The organism is Coleofasciculus sp. G3-WIS-01 (assembly GCF_040223135.1).
Taxonomy (GTDB): domain Bacteria; phylum Cyanobacteriota; class Cyanobacteriia; order Cyanobacteriales; family Coleofasciculaceae; genus Coleofasciculus.
On the sequence record NZ_JAVJZI010000184.1, the window covers coordinates 70,449 to 88,029 of the forward strand.

16 protein-coding genes are annotated in these 17,581 nt (G+C 43.3%); 3 read left to right on the forward strand and 13 right to left on the reverse strand.

Features of this window, described 5'->3' with window-relative positions:
* Positions 1–116: 116 nt before the first annotated feature.
* The gene (locus RIM23_RS18915; protein WP_446368683.1) at positions 117–1,787 is read left to right on the forward strand and encodes a dynamin family protein; all 1,671 of its coding nucleotides are present in this window, start codon (positions 117–119) and stop codon (positions 1,785–1,787) included.
* A gap of 606 nt (positions 1,788–2,393) precedes the next feature.
* Here RIM23_RS18915 and RIM23_RS18920 read toward each other — a convergent pair.
* Positions 2,394–2,804, reverse strand: coding sequence for an acyl-CoA thioesterase (locus RIM23_RS18920; protein WP_446355916.1), 411 nt, complete (start codon positions 2,802–2,804; stop codon positions 2,394–2,396).
* 6 nt (positions 2,805–2,810) lie between these two features.
* The gene (locus RIM23_RS18925; RefSeq protein ID WP_446368684.1) at positions 2,811–3,902 is read right to left on the reverse strand and encodes a protein kinase domain-containing protein; all 1,092 of its coding nucleotides are present in this window, start codon (positions 3,900–3,902) and stop codon (positions 2,811–2,813) included.
* Positions 3,903–4,102: 200 nt separating this feature from the next.
* Between RIM23_RS18925 and RIM23_RS18930 the strand changes: the two genes are divergently transcribed.
* A complete protein-coding gene (locus RIM23_RS18930; protein ID WP_446355919.1) occupies positions 4,103–4,852 on the forward strand; it encodes a DUF561 domain-containing protein in 750 nt (249 codons plus the stop codon).
* Between the two features lie 1,357 nt (positions 4,853–6,209).
* Entirely contained in the window at positions 6,210–7,787 is a 1,578-nt protein-coding gene (locus tag RIM23_RS18935; protein WP_446368685.1) for a 4Fe-4S binding protein, read from the forward strand.
* A 50-nt stretch (positions 7,788–7,837) separates the two neighbouring features.
* Here RIM23_RS18935 and RIM23_RS18940 read toward each other — a convergent pair whose 3' ends face one another.
* The 11 genes from RIM23_RS18940 to RIM23_RS18990 all read right to left on the reverse strand — a co-directional run bounded on the left by RIM23_RS18940 (position 7,838) and on the right by RIM23_RS18990 (position 17,546).
* Entirely contained in the window at positions 7,838–7,954 is a 117-nt protein-coding gene (locus tag RIM23_RS18940) for an AAA-like domain-containing protein (protein ID WP_446368686.1), read from the reverse strand.
* Between the two features lie 35 nt (positions 7,955–7,989).
* Complete coding sequence (locus tag RIM23_RS18945; RefSeq protein ID WP_446368687.1) at positions 7,990–9,960, reverse strand: CHAT domain-containing protein; 1,971 nt, start codon at positions 9,958–9,960, stop codon at positions 7,990–7,992.
* Positions 9,954–11,324, reverse strand: a complete 1,371-nt coding sequence (locus tag RIM23_RS18950; RefSeq protein ID WP_446368688.1) for a hypothetical protein — start codon at positions 11,322–11,324, stop codon at positions 9,954–9,956. Before RIM23_RS18950 ends, RIM23_RS18945 begins: the two co-directional genes overlap by 7 nt.
* On the reverse strand, positions 11,324–11,704 hold the full coding sequence (locus tag RIM23_RS18955; protein ID WP_446368689.1) for a DUF5615 family PIN-like protein: 381 nt from the start codon (positions 11,702–11,704) through the stop codon (positions 11,324–11,326). The genes RIM23_RS18950 and RIM23_RS18955 overlap by 1 nt, the downstream gene beginning before the upstream one ends.
* Positions 11,701–11,949 carry a DUF433 domain-containing protein gene (locus RIM23_RS18960; protein ID WP_446368690.1) on the reverse strand — a complete coding sequence of 83 codons (249 nt, stop codon included), beginning with the start codon at positions 11,947–11,949 and terminating at the stop codon, positions 11,701–11,703. Before RIM23_RS18960 ends, RIM23_RS18955 begins: the two co-directional genes overlap by 4 nt.
* A 144-nt stretch (positions 11,950–12,093) precedes the next feature.
* Positions 12,094–12,660, reverse strand: coding sequence for a hypothetical protein (locus RIM23_RS18965; protein ID WP_446368691.1), 567 nt, complete (start codon positions 12,658–12,660; stop codon positions 12,094–12,096).
* 62 nt (positions 12,661–12,722) lie between these two features.
* A complete protein-coding gene (locus RIM23_RS18970; protein ID WP_446368692.1) occupies positions 12,723–13,415 on the reverse strand; it encodes a hypothetical protein in 693 nt (230 codons plus the stop codon).
* Between the two features lie 473 nt (positions 13,416–13,888).
* Positions 13,889–14,467 (reverse strand): PIN domain-containing protein, encoded by a 579-nt coding sequence (locus tag RIM23_RS18975; protein WP_446368693.1) that lies wholly within the window; start codon positions 14,465–14,467, stop codon positions 13,889–13,891.
* A complete protein-coding gene (locus RIM23_RS18980; RefSeq protein ID WP_446368694.1) occupies positions 14,445–14,978 on the reverse strand; it encodes a hypothetical protein in 534 nt (177 codons plus the stop codon). The genes RIM23_RS18975 and RIM23_RS18980 overlap by 23 nt, the downstream gene beginning before the upstream one ends.
* Positions 14,979–15,004: 26 nt before the next feature.
* The gene (locus RIM23_RS18985; protein WP_446368695.1) at positions 15,005–15,604 is read right to left on the reverse strand and encodes a DUF4352 domain-containing protein; all 600 of its coding nucleotides are present in this window, start codon (positions 15,602–15,604) and stop codon (positions 15,005–15,007) included.
* Between the two features lie 76 nt (positions 15,605–15,680).
* Positions 15,681–17,546: an ABC transporter ATP-binding protein gene (locus RIM23_RS18990; protein ID WP_446368696.1), complete on the reverse strand. Its 1,866-nt coding sequence runs from the start codon at positions 17,544–17,546 to the stop codon at positions 15,681–15,683.
* Between the last annotated feature and the right edge of the window lie 35 nt (positions 17,547–17,581).

A 17,581-nucleotide genomic window follows, 5' to 3' on the forward strand; every position in this document is an offset into this window, starting at 1 on the left:
ATTGGAAAAATGGTGTACCCTTAGTTACGGTTGATGGAAATAAAGCCAACTATACTAAGTTAGAGAAAGATTCCTCAAACTCTGACAAATGACCAATGACAAATGACTAATAACCAATGGAACAGGATGTTTTCCGCGAACTTGCGAACACGCTGCGATCGGCGATTGGGTTGCTGGATGGGGAACAAAATGCCCAACTCCGCCAAGACGCGATCGCACTGTGTGATTATCTGGAGAATCCGATTTTCCGTATCGCTGTTTTTGGTCCGTTTAATTACGGGAAATCTACCCTACTCAATGCTTTACTGGGGAAACGTACCCTACCCATCGACTTAATCCCCACCACAGGTGCAGCGATTCATATCCGTTACGGGAAGGAGTTACACACGCGCATTACCCTCAGCAATGGTCAACAAATTAGCGAAAATGGTACGGTTCTTCTGAAACAGTTTGCCATTTTAGATGACCAACGGCGGATGCGGGAGGATGTGACCAATGTTGAGGTATTTTGTCCCCATCCTTTCCTGAAAACGGGGGTAGAATTACTGGATTTACCGGGAACGGATGACCGGGAAGCCCAGGACGCTTTAGTTCGCGACCAACTGCTCACCGCTGATTTAATTGTACAGGTGCTCGATGGTCGTAAATTGATGACGTTAGGGGAACGAGAACACCTGCGAGATTGGTTATTGGATCGGGGAATTACTACGGTTATTTTTGTGGTTAATTTCCTAAATTTATTAGAACCTGACGAGCAAAAACAAGTGTATAATCGGCTGCTTTTTGTGGCGGAAAGTTTCCGATCGCAACTGCCGAATAATATCAGTAATATCTATCGCGTCGATGCTCTCCCCGCCTTACGCTATCGACTCAAAGGGGATACCGCCGCCGCCCAAACCACGGGCTTAGACATGCTGGAATCGGCGCTGCAAAGCATTGTCGCCACTCGCCATGAGAGCCTCGCCATCCGCTTTCCCCGTGTGGAAGCGATCGCGTCTCAAATCCAACAGGCTGCAACTGTCAAAGTGCAAGCCATTTCCGCTGAAATTACGATGGCTCAACAAAAGCATCAAAGTAAAATAGAGATTAAAGAAAAAGCACAAAACCTAATTCAAAAAGGATTCGCCGCCAGTGTTTCTGATTTCCAAGGATGGCTGTATTTACCCAAACTTTTAGAACGCTATCAATCGGAATTGGTTTCAGCGCTACAAAAGGGTACGTTTAATCTGTGGGAACAAGACGGTTTTAAAGAGGCGATTCAGGAACATCAACAGGGAATTGTTAAATGGGTACATCAAGCGGGTGAATTTTTTGATCGCCAACCCCCGACTGATTTGACGATTTCCTTTCCTAAACCCCCAGAAGTCCAGCTTCCGGAACCCCCACCCCAAGCTAAGGGAACTCAGGGCGTTACTCCAGTTGCGATCGCGACGGGATTGGGTTGGGTATTTGGGGGACCCGTTGGCGCGGCGGTGGCGGGTGGGGCGACGTATTTGTTGAATAAAAATTCCGGGGATTCTGCACCGCCAAAATCTGCGGCGTCATACCTAGAACAAGTGACTCAAGCTTACACCAATGCGGCGACAGAGTACCTAACTTGTTTGAGCCGGGAGGCGGTTTCCGCATTGGAAGGCTATGAGAAATTGGCGGAAACTGTGATTAATGTTAATCTGACGAATGAACCGTTAAAGCTGACAATTCAGCACCATCAGTTACAGTTACTGCAAAATGTTTTAGAGAATTTGGAGCAAGAATTGGAGCGGGTGAGGTTAAATTTAGCTGGATAGGATTGTAGTAGGCACGAAGCGTGCCATAAGCGCTTGTATCGGTTACTACAAACCTTTGAATGGAGCCACTCAATAAAGAGTGGATAAGACTGCGCGGTACTCAAACCCTTACCCGATCAAATTTTCAAGGTACAGATGCAATAACCTCTTTCAGAGTGCCATTATTTCGCTCAAACCGCAAGCCCCAAATCGCTCAAACCGCAAGCCCTGTAAGGTGCGGCAACCCCCTGAAACTCGCGATCGCGCCAACCCTTTCTCCTGTAACGAATACAGCCATTTTTTTCCACCTCCCCAAAAAAACACCTACTGGCGTGACACACCTAAAATGGTGGATTAGTATTGTAGGGGCGCACGGTGTGCGCCCAATTTCACCGTCAAATCTATTCCACAATTTTAGCTGTGTCAGTCCACTACTGGCGTGACACACCTAATTTGATAGATTTGGCTTGTAGTAAAGGCTTTAGCCCTAGATTTCGTTGGGTTTCCTCTCGTCAACCCAACCTACAACCTATTCCACCATTTTAGCTGTGCCACGTACATAAAATCGACCTGGCGAGAAACCGGGTTTCTGGGAATACTTGATCAGTGTTCTAGTCGTCTTAGTATTCACCGAACATGATATAACCAATTAATCATCGCGTCTGGCAAAGGAATTTTAGTGCGAGTGTTCGTATCAATACAAACATGGCGAGTTAAGGCATCTGCCAGGTGCGGTTGCGGTGAAGCAGCATCAACAACGTGATACTTAATTTCAAACTTGCTATCACTTAACCGTTGAGGTATCCCCTCAATCAGCAGCCTGTCTCCACAAAACATGGGCTGAAAAAAGTCTACGCTACTGTGGATAATTGGCACAGCCACAGCGGCGCGGCTAAAAAATGTCTTGAGATTAATACCCGCCTTGGCTAGAGAGTCTTCATAGGCTTCGTGACACATTACCAAAACATTGGCAAAGTAAACGACACCAGCAGCATCGGTATCTTGAAAGCGGACAGTGCGGTTATAGGTAAAGGACATGGTAGTTCATTTAGAATGCCCCAATGGAGGTTGACTTGGACGCCGCCGCTTTTTTTCTCGTCGTTGTTTCCAGTTCCTAATCGCAACCGCTGTTTTGGCTGATGGAGTGCGATAACTCTTGTGACTACTTCCATCTTGATTGGCTGATTTGTCAGTTGTCGGTTGGGGTTGTCTGACTAAATACTGCGCCAGATCATCATAAGGTGATTTAAAATTAAGGTCTTGCAGAATCGGCTTAACGGAATGATAGCGATTCGTCAAGGATACATCGGTCATTTTCCGCAGCACTTGAGTAAAAGGCTGACTGACATGCACCAAGCGTTCCCAGTATAAAGCACCCGTTTGGCGATCGCTCTCCAAATCTAGAGGCGCTTTTCCGGTTAGCAGGTAAAGACAGGTCATCCCTAGGGCGTAGATATCACTAGCAAATACCGGTCGCAGAGAAAACTGTTCCGGTGGGGCAAACCCGACGGTGCCGATAAAATGAGTTGAGGCGAGTTTCAGGCTACTGTCGAGGGCTTGAACCAACTTCTCCTTAACCGCGCCGAAGTCAATCAACACCAGTCTACCATCGTCTTCACAGCGGATAATGTTTTGCGGCTTGATATCTCGGTGAATGACGTTATTTCGGTGAATGTAGTCGAGTAGGGGTAGCATTTCCGCCAAAAACTGTCTGGCGGCTACCTCAGATAAACATCCGCTGCGCCTGACTAGCCGCGCTAAGGTTGAACCACGGACGTATTCCTGAACTAAAAAAAATTCTCCCCCAGTCTCGAAGTAATTGAGTAACATGGGGATCTGAGAGTGGCTACCCAGTTTGCCGAGGATTTTTGCCTCTCTCTCAAAACGCTGGCAAGCATTCTCCAAGGCTTTTGGGTCATCAACTTTGGGGCAAAGTTGCTTAATCACGCACAGCGGTTGACCCGGTAACTCAGCATCTTTGGCGAGAAAGGTCACGCCAAACCCACCGCGCCCCAACATTCGCAAGATCTTGTAGCGATCGCAAAATTGTTCATTTTGACCGCAAAGCTGACCAAGTTGGGTTTGCTGTAAAATTTCCGAGTGGAAGGAAGACAGGTTTCCCGGCACAAAATTCATTTTTCCAAAATCAGATGATACAAGCTCTCCAGCCTATTTCTTAGTTTAGGCAAAGATCTTATATTTTTTCAAATTTACACGACGCCTCAGTAAGTGGCACAATAGATATTTCCTATTCATGAATTCATGTAGGCGACCGCAGCGATTAACTTCGACAAAAATAAACTGCCGATCGGTAATAATAGAGCAGACGTGCAACAATGACTATGCATCCAAAACTACAAAAAGCCTTTGAATACCGCCGAGTTCTCAAAGTTATTAGTGGCTTGAATAACTTTGACTCTCAGCGGGTAAGTGCCACCGTTAAGGCGGCTGATCGTGGTGGTGCGACGTTTGTCGATATCGCCGCTGATCCTGATTTGATTCACCTGGTCAAAGGATTGACAAATATACCTATTTGTGTATCAGCCGTTGAACCCCATCGATTTGTCAGTGCGGTGGAAGCTGGGGCGGATTTAATTGAAATCGGTAATTTCGATAGCTTCTACGCTCAAGGACGGCGGTTCGAGGCGCAAGAGGTTTTAGCCTTGACCAAACAGACGCGATCGCTCTTGCCTGATATTACCCTATCCGTTACCGTTCCTCACATTCTGACTTTAGATCGGCAAGTGGAATTGGCACAAGAACTGGTGGAAGCCGGGGCAGATATTATCCAAACTGAAGGCGGTACTAGCAGTCAGCCTCGTTCTGCTGGAACATTGGGCTTGATTGAAAAAGCCGCCCCCACCTTAGCCGCTGCATCAGAAATTTCTCGGGCGGTATCCGTTCCCGTACTCTGTGCCTCTGGCTTATCCAGTGTCACCGTACCTATGGCAATTGCCGCAGGTGCCGCTGGCGTTGGCGTTGGTTCGGCAGTGAATCAGTTAGACAATGAAGTGGCGATGGTTGCGGCTGTCCGCAGTTTGGTGGAAGCTTTGGCAACGGTTAACCTGACACGAGTGGGCGTTTAAGTCCATTTCCATTCGGTAAGTCTATTAGCCATTAATGAAGAAGGGCGCACCATCCGTCATCCGTGTCAACTTAAGCCAAATCAGTTAGTGAGCAGGCTTCCAGGCACACTCTCGTTCCCAGGCATAGCCTGGGAATGCCTCTGTTGAGGCTCCGCCTCCTTTGACAAGCGGCTGGAGCCGCTTAAGCAGCATTTCCACCCTAAAGCTGGAAACGAGAATGGGTAAGGGTTGTGACTTAAGTTGACACCAATGACGGGGCGTGCGCCCCTACTCATGATAATCAACTAAAATGGTCTGAATTGCTGCTAAGATAATTTCCGGTTCATCAACCCAGAAAAAATGACTACTCCGAGTCGCTACTAGGGGATTTGATACGTTTTATTTTCCTGCCAACTCGCTAAGATATTGTAACTGGTTGTCAAAAATTTTGCTCTTCAATGACACATTAGAACGCAACTTGGTATCAACCGTAAAATCTATTCCACTATTTTAGCTGTATCACGCCGCCATCGTGGGTTAATCGGGTAATTTATTTTAATTGTATGTCCGCTGTAACCCACTGATAACCATACTTGGTTTGAGAAATCCTCAATTTTCCTCAACTTCTTTATCAACTGAGAAAATATAGTAGGAGTTGAAAGGCATCAATCAAAAGTCGGGTTCTATTGAACTGAGGCATCTCACCCGTTTCACAGATGTGTACAACCTGTGAGTCTGTGAATCTTGCTACACAGAACCTTGATTTGTATACGTTGACTGCTTCAATGAGTTGTTAATAGAGTCCCATTTCATTCTGTGAATAAATGTTACAAAACAAGCCTCTCTGCGTAAAATGAAGAACTGAAACCCGATAGATCAATAGAATCTCAAAATCACGGATGCTGCAAATGTGCATAGGTAATCAGCCTTGAGAAATATAGCGGATTAAGCACTGATAAAGCCGCACTCCTGCGGCGACGGGAGTGTCAACAAAAAAACAGGAGCTAAATTTGACTCCCAAGCGTAGTTTATTTCAAACTTCTGATCTGATCTTAATGGCAAACTCAATCAATCTCAACATTTCTGTTGAATTAATCCTCAATCCCGACAGTCAACTGGTTACAGTTAACGCTCCATATCCCATCATTTCAGTTAAGTGGGAGCGGGCAGTTTAGCCAGCTGTGATTAACACGGCTGTGATCCTAACTATTGTAGAGCGAGTTTACGGCATCTTGCCTACCGCCATGTTTGATACGTGGGCGTAATTTTTTCCAGCTCATTCTTCCAATTGATTGAATTGAGAGATTAATCTCGCATTAATCATTTTACCAATTTAGGAGGCAATAACGAAGTGCTTAATAACGTTTCAGAAAAAAAGATGCATACCGTCAGATTAGTGCTGGTAATCGGTTGGCTGGTATTAATTTTATCTCTCTTTTATGACCCCATTTCCCATCACCTAACTGATCCCAATAACCTCCTCAGTCCTTTTCGCGAGCCGAACAATTGCGTATTAGTGCAAGGAAAATGTCTAGAACAAGCCGCATATCCCATGGGGACACGCATTTTCTGGGGCATGATTGTTCCCAGTGCGATTATGATTCTCTTGGTTTTCGGTCATGACACCTGGCGGCGTATTTGTCCGCTCTACTTTCTGTCTCAAATTACCCGGGCTTTGGGATTAAATCCCAGACTTAATATTCGCAAAAATCTCTGGCTGGCACAAAACCACCTCTATCTACAATTTGCGCTTCTGTTTATCGGTTTGAACTGCCGAATTCTATTTATTAATTCCAGTCGCACAGTTTTAGGGCTGTTTTTAATCCTAACTATTCTCTGTGCAATTACAGTAGTTTTCCTGTATGGAGGACGGAGTTGGTGTCATTATGTTTGCCCCTTTGGCATCGTGCAAACTGTTTTCACGGGTCCACGGGGATTATTAAGCTCACCAGCGCATACAGCAGAACGTCGTAGTATTCCCCAATCTGAGTGCCGCACGTTTGATAAGACAAAAGGCAAAGAAAAAAGTGCCTGTATCGGCTGCAAGTCTACTTGTATTGATAAAGATGCCGAGAAATCGTACTGGCACTATCTCAGCCATCCGGGGCGAAAACTCGTGCAATACGGTTATTTGGGCTTAGTGATTGGGTACTTCATTTATTACGGATTATATGCGGGTAATTTCGATTATTACTTTTCTGGGGATTGGGCTCATGAACCGAATCAATTAGCCACGCTTTGGCAACCGGGTTTTTATCTGTTCAATCATCCAATTCCTATTCCTAAACTGGTAGCTTGTCCTTTAACGCTGGGGGTTTGTGTGGTGATGAGTTGTCTGATTTGTACGAAATTTGAAAAGGCATACCGCGCTTCTCTAAGACGGCGTAACTCCAGTATCAGCCGGGAACAGGTTCTGCACCGAGTCTTTTCGATTTGTACCTTTTTGGCGTTTAACATTTTCTTTATCTATGGGGGACGTCCAGAAATTCTCCGCTTACCCGTCTCGGTACAATTGATGTTTAATGGGTTTGTTGCTGTGGTGAGTAGTCTTTGGCTTTACCGCACTTGGAATCGCAGCGCCGAGCAGTATAACCGGGAAAGTCTCACCCATAGTTTCCGCCGTCAATTGCAAAAGATTCCGGTAGATTTTTCTCAGGTTTTGGAGGGGCGTTCTCTGGATCAATTAAAAGCTGATGAACTCTATGTTCTGGCAAAAGTTCTGCCTAATTTTAGCCAACAGTACCGCTTTTCCCTTTACAAAGGAGTCTTGCAGGATGGATTAGAAGAGGGGCGTTTTCAGTCGTCCCAAAGTCTAGAGCCACTCCAAGCCATTCGCCATCAACTGGGATTAAGCGATGAGGATCATTATCGGGTTTTGACTGAGCTGGGTGGTGAGCATTCTCATCTTTTATATCCCCATCAACCAACTGAATTTATTTCCCTACAGCAAAGTTAAGCCAAAACCTTGTAGAGACGTTCCATGGAACGTCTCTACTATTTTAATAGTTATGATTCATAATTCATAATTCGCTGAAAATATTGCCGATATAACTGACAATGAGGAATGACGCGATCGCGCTTTCGCTGAATCAGTCCCATACTGTATAATTGATACGCTTGCATGGTTTCGATTTTCTCATCTACACGGACTGACAAATTCAGCGTAAGCCTTGGCAGGTAAATGCCGCCCAGAATCGTGGTTGTGAGAAGGGATATTCATCTGGAGATTTTTTTATAGTCTGAATTTGCTGAATCATTGTATGGTATTTATTATAGTCACTTTCCCATTTTAAATAGTCTGTTGAATCGGGTTGGCATTGGTTGCGCTTACACCTTGCCTCTTTCCGCTTTAATTCTGCTTGTTGGCAGAATTCTTTGATGTCCTCTCGATTCAACAGTTCGTCTTTCTGGAGTTCCCGTAATTGGATTTGAGCGTATCGCAGCGCTTCAGGACGATTTTTTCCATGTTGTCGCTGTTGATAGTAAAAAATAGAGAATAAAGCTGTAGCTAAATCAGCCACTGACCAAAGGGTGCTAACCACACTTCTCGCCCCGGCACATAAAAAGCCAGTCGAGAGAGTGAGGATATCATCAGTGATTTCCGGCAATCCTAAACCTGTCTCGCAGCAGGAGAGAAAGACATCGAATAAATCAGGTAAACGCCATCCTGGTGTCATTAATTGTCCTAATGTAATATGACCATCCGCTAATTTAAGCACCGATTCCAATGGATTATCCAGGCGAAATTCGGCATGATGACTGGAGTGAATCACTTGGACTTGATTGACCAGTTGGCGATAATTTTTAACCGTGGCTTGAGTCTTGCCTTTTAATCGTAGGTTATCGGGAATATTATGTAAATTGGCGATTTGTTCGCCTTCAAAACTGGCAAAAGGCAGGTCATCTGTGGCATCTTCAACTGTGCCATATTGGGTTGCAGGTAATGTCTCTACATCCTGATCGCGGCGTTGGTGGCAAAATGTTAAGATTTGGCAACTGGGCGTATAACGGATGAGGAATTTGTCTCCGAAATAGTCTCGACTTGCACCATTCTTTGAGTCGGGAGAGGAGTTCGGAATCGGTAAAGCCGCAAAGGGAATTTGATGCAGCAATAAGTGAGGAATGATAATCAGTTCATCAATACCTTTTAAATGGTTGGTAATCAGTTCAGTCAGTTGCAACCGTTGAGAGAGTTCATTGAGAAATGTGTTGATATTGCTTGTCCAGTTAAACTTATCCTCAATATAAGGTTGTAACCAGTTCTGAGAAATAAAACCTTGCAGGGTATTAATTCCTTGACCGGGACAAGTGTGTAGCGTCAGTTGATTTTGTCGTAGAATGAATAAATGTAGGTCGTTAGTTGTGGTATAGAAACTCAGAATGGCAGTAGTCGGTTCGTCAATAAGTTGTTGTATCTGAGCAAAATTAGGCGCATCAACTTTAATTTCTCCAGCCAGTACAGGATCAAGGCGTCTAAGTTGTTCCCAGACGTGCAGTTTTTCAGCTTCTAAGGATGCGATCGCGTCGTTTTCGGCTTGGAATGCAGCGCGGTTTCTGGGATGGCTATCCATCCTTATCAGTTCTCGATTATGGCTGGACTTATTTTGTATTCGTTCTTGGTCAATTCGCTGTTGCAAATCATCGAACTTTTGCAACAATGCCTTGACATTTGGGGCAATTTCCTCACTCTGGTAAAGGTCATTACTTGCCATTAAATCGACCAAACGTTTAGCCCGCGATCGCTCGACGGTTTCCAGGGCTTTTTCTAATTGTCCAGCATTAATACAAGCTTGCACCATATTGTCATAAACATCAAGGGATTCAGCGAGAATCTCTTGACGGCGGAAGTCGGACGTTACCCAACGGCGGCTAGTTTCTACGGCTTCAATCGCCAGATTATAACCCTCAATCGCTTCATCCCAACCTTTAGCCAAGAAAGCAACTTTACCAAATTTACGTCCAATTCTGAGACAATTCAAGGGATTAGTCGTAGATAAATATATTTTTAGAGCTGACCGATAACAAGCTATTGCCTCATTAATATGATTGAGTTGGCTATAAGTATTGCCCAGAATGCTTTGGGCTAAAGCCCATTGTTCAGGAAAAGATTGTTGAGTGTAGACTAGCATTGCATCTTGGCAAGCAGTTCAGGAAATATTTCTCTTTTATAGACACCTAAAGCATTATTGTAGTATTGGATAGATTTCTCTAAGTTCTCGGCTTGGTCTCCCCGAATCCGGTTTAGGTAGGCATCACCAAAATTATGTTGTAGATTTGCCCATGCTTGAGGAGATGCTTCGCAGGTATACACAGTAGATACAGCCTCATAGCCTGCTATTGCTATTTCTATATTATTGGCTTGGTTTCCCTGCGGAAATTCTTGCATCAACATGCTAAAAAGAGCAATATATGCTGCTGTACCTTGTGTTTGCTCTAGTTTCTTTTTGGATAGTTCTGTTGTTAAAAATATATGCCAATATTTAGCAAAATTATTATCTATATTTTCTAGATTTGCCAATAAAAATGGATATACAACTCCTCTGTCGCTGCCACTCTGTATAATGTTGATAAATAGCAGTATCATTAAATCAGAATATTCTTGATCAACATCTTCCCAGTAATTCTTATCTAACTGAGATTCTCTCTGCATAATATTTTTTGATAATCCCAGAATTTTATCCATTAAATAGGACTTTAGACGTTCTTTGCTGTCATAATTATCTGGCTGTAATAAATTGCCTAATTCATAACTAAGCATAGCTGTTAATTCACGTAACCAATTAACCAAATTATTGGGAGTTTCAATTTCTGAGATTATATGCCAGGGAAGTTGAATCAATACTTCTTTTCCCTTATTGGCTAAAACCGTTCGGTCAGGATAATCATTTATCGGTAATTTACCTTGAATATTATTTAAATAAGCTTGTACTGATTGCTTTGTTAATCCTCCTTGACGAATCAAGGCGATTGCTCCCAAATGCTTGACTAAATTGGGGTCTTCTATCGTCCAAAATGCCAAAAAAATACTAGGATTATTTGAAATTAAATTAAAATAATCATCCGGAAAAGAAAATGGCGCACCAGTAAAAGCATACTCTAGTGATAAAAGTAGAGCATTAATCTGAATAGAACGCTCTGCCTGATCTAACTTGCCAGAAATAGCAAGAGTTTTATACACACCTCTGTAGAGTTCAGACCAAGTTGGCATTTGCTGAAATAAGTTATTATAGATTTTTAAGGACTTCTTGAATTTCCCGCGTCGTTTATGTTCTATTGCTAGAGAAAGTTTGCTTTGGATTTCGCTCGTATACCAAATGTCAATATCTTGCTTAAAAGAAGTTAGAGTGTGTCGCTTTGAAAATCTTGAAGCAATCCATTTAAAAGCTTCTTCAGTCGTTAAATTTAGTAAAGCCTCTAAAGTAATATGATGAGCTATATATTTTTGTTCACGTTTCGTCTGATTTCCAATACCAAATCCTTTTCCCTTATTCATCAGTCAACTTCCTCCTCATCAACTGATTGATATTCCAATATCCTCCCGCCCTGAACAATCCAAAGCTTTCCTTGAACTTCTGCACTTTCCAATCCAATAACTAAGGTATTTGCTACCTCACGCCAATCTGCAAAGGTAGGGCGAGATGGCAAACGTAATACTACAATGCCCGAATAATCCGAGGGTTTATACCTCAGGCGATTTCCGAATCCTCTGTCGCAAGTGACTAAACATCTCCCCTCACTGTGGCAAATTGTAATTAGTTCAACATCTGAAGTTGAATTCAAACCTTGCCCTGAAACTGTTGCCACATCATGTCCTACCTGACGCAAAATAATTGCTACACGAACATCTACATTCTCATCAAGTTTAAACCTCATTTTGCCGTCTCCAAGGGAATTTCCACATAGTAATCCCTCGCCAGTTCAGCTCCATACGCGATACAAGCAAATATGTCATTCCGTTCTATACTTGGATATCCATCAAGAATCTCCTCGACAGTCATCCCACTCGCTAAATAGTCAAGAATTAGAGAAACCCAAATGCGATGACCTCGAATACAGGGCTTACCATGGCAAATATTGGGATCGATAGAAATTCTGGATAATAGAGTTTCTGGATTCATATCAATTTTCCTGGAGGAGTCAGCAAGTTTTGATTATAAATTATAGCGACCCAAACTCAGATATTGCACCAATGGCAACCCATTATTCGTAGGGGCGCACGCCCCGTGCGCCCTTTTCTTGCCTGAAAGCACATCCATATCACCTCAATTCCCCATAATCCTCCATTCTCTTGCTTTCAGTTCCGCTAATTTCTCCAACAAACTTTCGGCTAAATCAAATAACTTAAACTCATCCTCTTCATCACCCGAATCGCGGGTTATCTCTCCAACCGTAACCCCACCTGCCAAAATCATGGTTGCTTCATGGAGCCTCTCCGATTCGTCCGGAATACTCAAACAGTCTCCCAACCGGGCAATAATTTGAGCTAATCCCTCAGTTTCCATTTGCTGCTGTACTCGCATCGCTAAGGGATGATCACTTTCTCGCGCCCAAACTGCGGCGGGATAATCACTCGCCAAAAAAGCACTCATAAATTCGACAACTGATGGTTCAATAAACGTCTGTTCTGATGCTAAGGTGACAGAACTCTCTACCGTTACTTCATCATCATCCCACCTGTCTAGCCAATTTTCCTCTATATCCTCAATATACAAATTCACAAAATCAAGTCCATGCGTCAGCCAATCCTGCTGCATTTTCCGGGATTTTTCCAGCGCTTCCGAAAACGCGCCTAAGTCATCATGACTATAATTTTGTTGTTTGGTGACCATAACTTAGATAGGAAATTCCGTTTGGGCTAAAAGATTTCGGTCGTCATGACTAATCTTCTCAGTTAGGGAAATTTCAGATAACGTCCCAAGGGAAGAAAGTCACTGTTATGAAGTGTTATTGTGACTAACTGATCCAAAAAATCGGGTTTTCCAGGGTTATAACTTAGGAAAAGCCCTCTATCGATTACCCACATCTGGAGAGTATTTTGCCAATTTTCATATTTTTTTTGAGAATAGTCATTACTCACGCTAGTCACCTGTAGGCACAGGGGCTTTCTTTGACGATAACTAACAATCAAATCTGTTGCTATAGAAAAATCTGCGATATAGCATCGCCAAACTGTACCCCCTCGGCTGACAATTGTCTGAGCTATAGATTTAAGGATATCATCGTCTGCTTGAGTCAACTCACTTGACATCAACTTTTGTTTCCAAATGTAAAATTTTGGATCATTGCTATTTAGCCATTTGGGGAAAAGATAATGATACCAATATCGTTCCGTTGGCGTCATTTGCTCAAAGGCAGATTCCTGCAACTCTGGAGAGGATAAGGCTTTGATAGCTAGCCAAACCTTAGCATCTTGAATCACCTCTAACAAAAACGCCATGACAAATTTTTTAGCCGTAAGCGAACCTGGCTTGATGTCTTTCACCCAGCGGTTAATCTCATCTAACCGTTTCGCTAAACAGGGTTCTATCGATGACGCCTCTTTCATTAGGGATTTGAGTTGAGCTTTGATTTCTAGGGAATGCACATGATTGCTCTAGTCGTCGGCAACGGGATGATGGTTGAATTTATTATATCTCACTTAGTCCCAAATTTATACTGGATTAGCCATTAATTAAATTAACCTAAAGAAACGCTGCATTGAACAAAAATTGTACTTAGGGTCAGGGCGGGTTTATTCACTTGGTAAGATATCGCCGCAGCTAAGAGTAAAACCCGCCCCTACAAATCAACCTTTTGATTTAAGGGTTTGATGCAAGCGTTGATGGCGAAGACAGCGCCTACTACGAACGAACTAAATGTCCTCCGCCGCCAGTTTGAGTTCATAAATATTCCAGAATACTCCCCCTAAGGCGGAAAATTTGACGTGGATGCAGCTGGGCTGGGGGATTTAACCAGGTTGCAGGAGGAGAAAGCGATCGCGCATAAGAAGGCGAGGATTGCAGCGAACCCTAGACGCCTTATGTTAGGACTAGCCAATACCTTGATCATTTCTGTTGCTTATTCCGATTGCTGGGACTGTAGCCAATTGAGCAATACTTGAGTGCTACTAAAATAATTTGTAATCCCAACATTTCGTAACGCGGATTGAACTTCGGGTGTACCAAACTCCCGTTCATTACTACTCAAAAATACTTGAGTTTCCGTCGGGTATGAATGAGCCTGATGTAGAATACAATGAAGAATTAGATTATCTGTATAATCTCTATCAATTAAAGGAATAGTTAAACCATCTTGGATCATGGGCGACGTTAAAGCAATGAGTTCGGCTTTTTCAGATATCTGGTTAATCGCTTGAAATAGACGCATTTTAATCTCTGCAAGTAGCTGCTCATTTTCAGTTTTATACTCCATTAAAAGCGCCAACATCGACCTCGCATGAGATGAGGTTACATCTCGTCGTAACTGACTAATTTGCAAATTTAGTTCATTTTCAAAACGTCGGCGGTATTTTTGTTCATTTTCTAACGCTGATAAGGATTCCATTAAACAAATATTTGGCATAACTAGCTGCACCGATGATGGCGTATTTTGCAGCAATGTAGTCGCTAAGGAATCACGCCCAGTACAAATACTCATGAGAAAGTTCGTCTCTAAGTATAGTATCACCTGAAATTTCTACCTCACGTTTGGTGCTACCCTCGTCTAGTCGTTCTAATAAACCAATGGCTGCTAATTCTTCTGATGCTGGCGGTGTTTCTAGCTTCCAGTGGAAGGCTAAATCGTCCAGCCATGCTAAAAGTAATATTTCTAAGTAACCTCCAGTTATTTGTTGATGCTGATAGTCACGCTTATAACTATCAAAGTCTCTGATATATGGTTTTACCATATCCGTCGTCTTTAGGGAACAGATAGCCTCTGACCAATTGACGCCATCCCATTGAACAATTTGAATCGTTTCGGGGTCAACTAGCATGGCGAAGGGAACGGCGGTTTGCGTGGCTTTTAGGTAGGAGGTAAATTGAGAGAGGGTAAGCTTAACCACACGGCTACCTCTGACATCAGCAACTAGAATAACTCGTCCCTGTTTGTCTAAGGCAATTACATCAGCAGAGATTTGATGACGAAATATCGGATTGGCGGTTTCCATAGGGTTGATGGATAATGGGTGATTGGTTATAGTTTAACAACAATGGGTTGACAATCTAATCCCTTGGCTGCTGTTGATTTTTCTTCACACTCAATCGGATTCGGCTGAAATAACAGTTTCAAATTGCTAGTATCTTCAGGAACTTCAAACACAAGTTGTCCCTGTCGTTGATCGCCGGGACTAATTTCACCCGTCGGCGTTTCAATATCCTCCAATGCACTAGCTAAAAGCGCCACTTCGTAGGTATTATTGTTGCCATCGATAACGTCAAAGGAAACGACGGAAAATGTTTGTGGTTGTTGTCCTTGATTGACAATTGTGGTATCGACTACTACCCATTGATTCCCTTTATTTGGTTGAATCACGCCTTTTCCCGGATGCACCTTGGTGCTGTTAACAGTAAATTGGAGATTGAGATTGTTTTGGCTGATAGAAATGACTTCACCTACCGAATGGGTTGGTGCTGAAATGGGCTTGGTTGCAGGAGATACAGTCGTTTCTACAAACGTGCGATCGCGGCTTTGTACTGTCCCCGAGTTTTGTTCATCAGGAGAACATCCTAAGACTATAATGAGGAGACAAATCGACGCGATCGCACCGATTTTTATTCTATTTTTTTTATCCATACTTAGCCATCGTTGTCAATGTTTAAAGTTCTAGAATTTACTGTTCCCTGTTCCCTGTTCCCTATTTCCTGTTGCCTTAACTTCCCAACATCTGCAACTTATACAAAGCCGCATACAAACCATCCTGTTGCAACAGTTGTTCATGAGAACCGGATTCCACCAACTCACCCCGCTTAAGCACCAAAATTCGGTCTACATTGCGAATAGTTGACAGACGGTGGGCAATAATAATTGCCGTGCGTTTTTCCAATAAATGATCAAGGGCTTGTTGAATTAACGCTTCGGTTCCCACATCTAAACTCGCCGTCGCTTCATCTAATACCAAAATTTGGGGATTACGAATCGCCGCCCGGGCAAATGCCAATAACTGCTTTTGACCCCCAGAAAGATTGGTTCCCCTCTCCCGGAGTTGGGTATCATAGCCTTGAGGAAGTTGTTCGATAAATTGAGCAACATTTGTAGCTTCCGCCGCCGCTTTCACTTGTTCAATCGAGTAGTCTTCTCCCAAGGTAATATTACTTTTAACATCCCCAGCAAACAAAAACCCCTCTTGCAAAATAACCGCCATCTGACGCCGTAATTCAGATTGCGGCAAATCCCGAATATCAATCCCATCTACTAAAATGCGTCCCTTTGTGGCTTCATAGAGGCGACACAGCAAGCGAATAATCGAACTCTTTCCCGCACCCGTGGGACCCACTAACGCCACTTTTTGTCCGGGGCGAATGGTAAAATCTAAGTCTTTAAGAACATAGTCATCTTCTTTATAAGCAAACCAGACATGTTCAAAGCGAATTTCACCTTGATGTGCTGTTACTTCTCCCTTACCATTTGTCCTCGGTTGTTCTGAAATTAACGCCGAATGCGCTAACTCTGGATCACGAATTTCAATCGGCTCATGCATAATATCACTCACCCGTTCAAGTGCCGTGAATCCCGCTTGGAACATGGTAAACTTGTCAGCAAACTGACGCAAAGGATTAAATAGACGCTGGGCGTAAAGAATAAAGGCAGATAAGACACCAAAACTGAGATTATCTTGCAGGATTAACCAACCTCCTAACCATAATACAGCCGCGATCGCAACTAAGGAAATCCACTCTAATGTGGCGGATACAGCGGAATCATGAAAGATGGTTTTATCAACTTCCGCAACATAGCGCTGGTTCACCGCCCGAAACATCTCAGCATTCACTTGTTCCCGACGAAATAGCTGGACAATATTAATCCCAGCGATATTTTCTTGCAGCATTGAGTTGAGTGTGGAGAGTTCTTCTCTGGCTGTATAATTAGCTTTTCGATATTGCTGCTGAAAATAGACAATCAACCCGGTAACTGGAAACAGCATTAATATCAGAATGAGCGCCAGTTGCCATTGCAGGGAAAACATAAAAATGGCAATAACCAGCATTGAGAAGAGGTCATTAAGAATACCAATTGCACCACTAGAAAAGACTAATCCTAATGCTTCCACATCACTGGTGATGCGAGTAATCAGTTTTCCCACAGGGGTGCGGTCAAAAAATCGCACCGCCAGGGAGGTAATATGGTCAAATAAATCATTGCGAATCCCGGCGGTAATTTGCTGACCCAAGTTTTCTTCCAGGAATTTCTGGAAAACGCTACAGATTAATCGGATAATGATACTCAGTAACAAGAAAATCGCTAAGATATTGATTCCTTCTGACAAGGAACGATTCTCAAGAAACCACCAGGTTTCTTCTTGACGAATTAAGGAAACAGCTTGCCCAATAATTAAGGGTTGAATAGCACCCAGAATAGATACCGGAACGAGTAAAATAATCGCTGTGATCAGTAGGCGTTTTTTGGTGAGTGCATAAGGAACCAATCTCAGGAAAAGTCGCCAATCGGTTTCCCCCCGTCGGTTAGCGCCTCTAGAGAACCTGCGATCGCCTCGTGTTGATGATGATACCTTAGTCATATTAAACCCTGGTTTGAAGAAGTGATAAATTACTA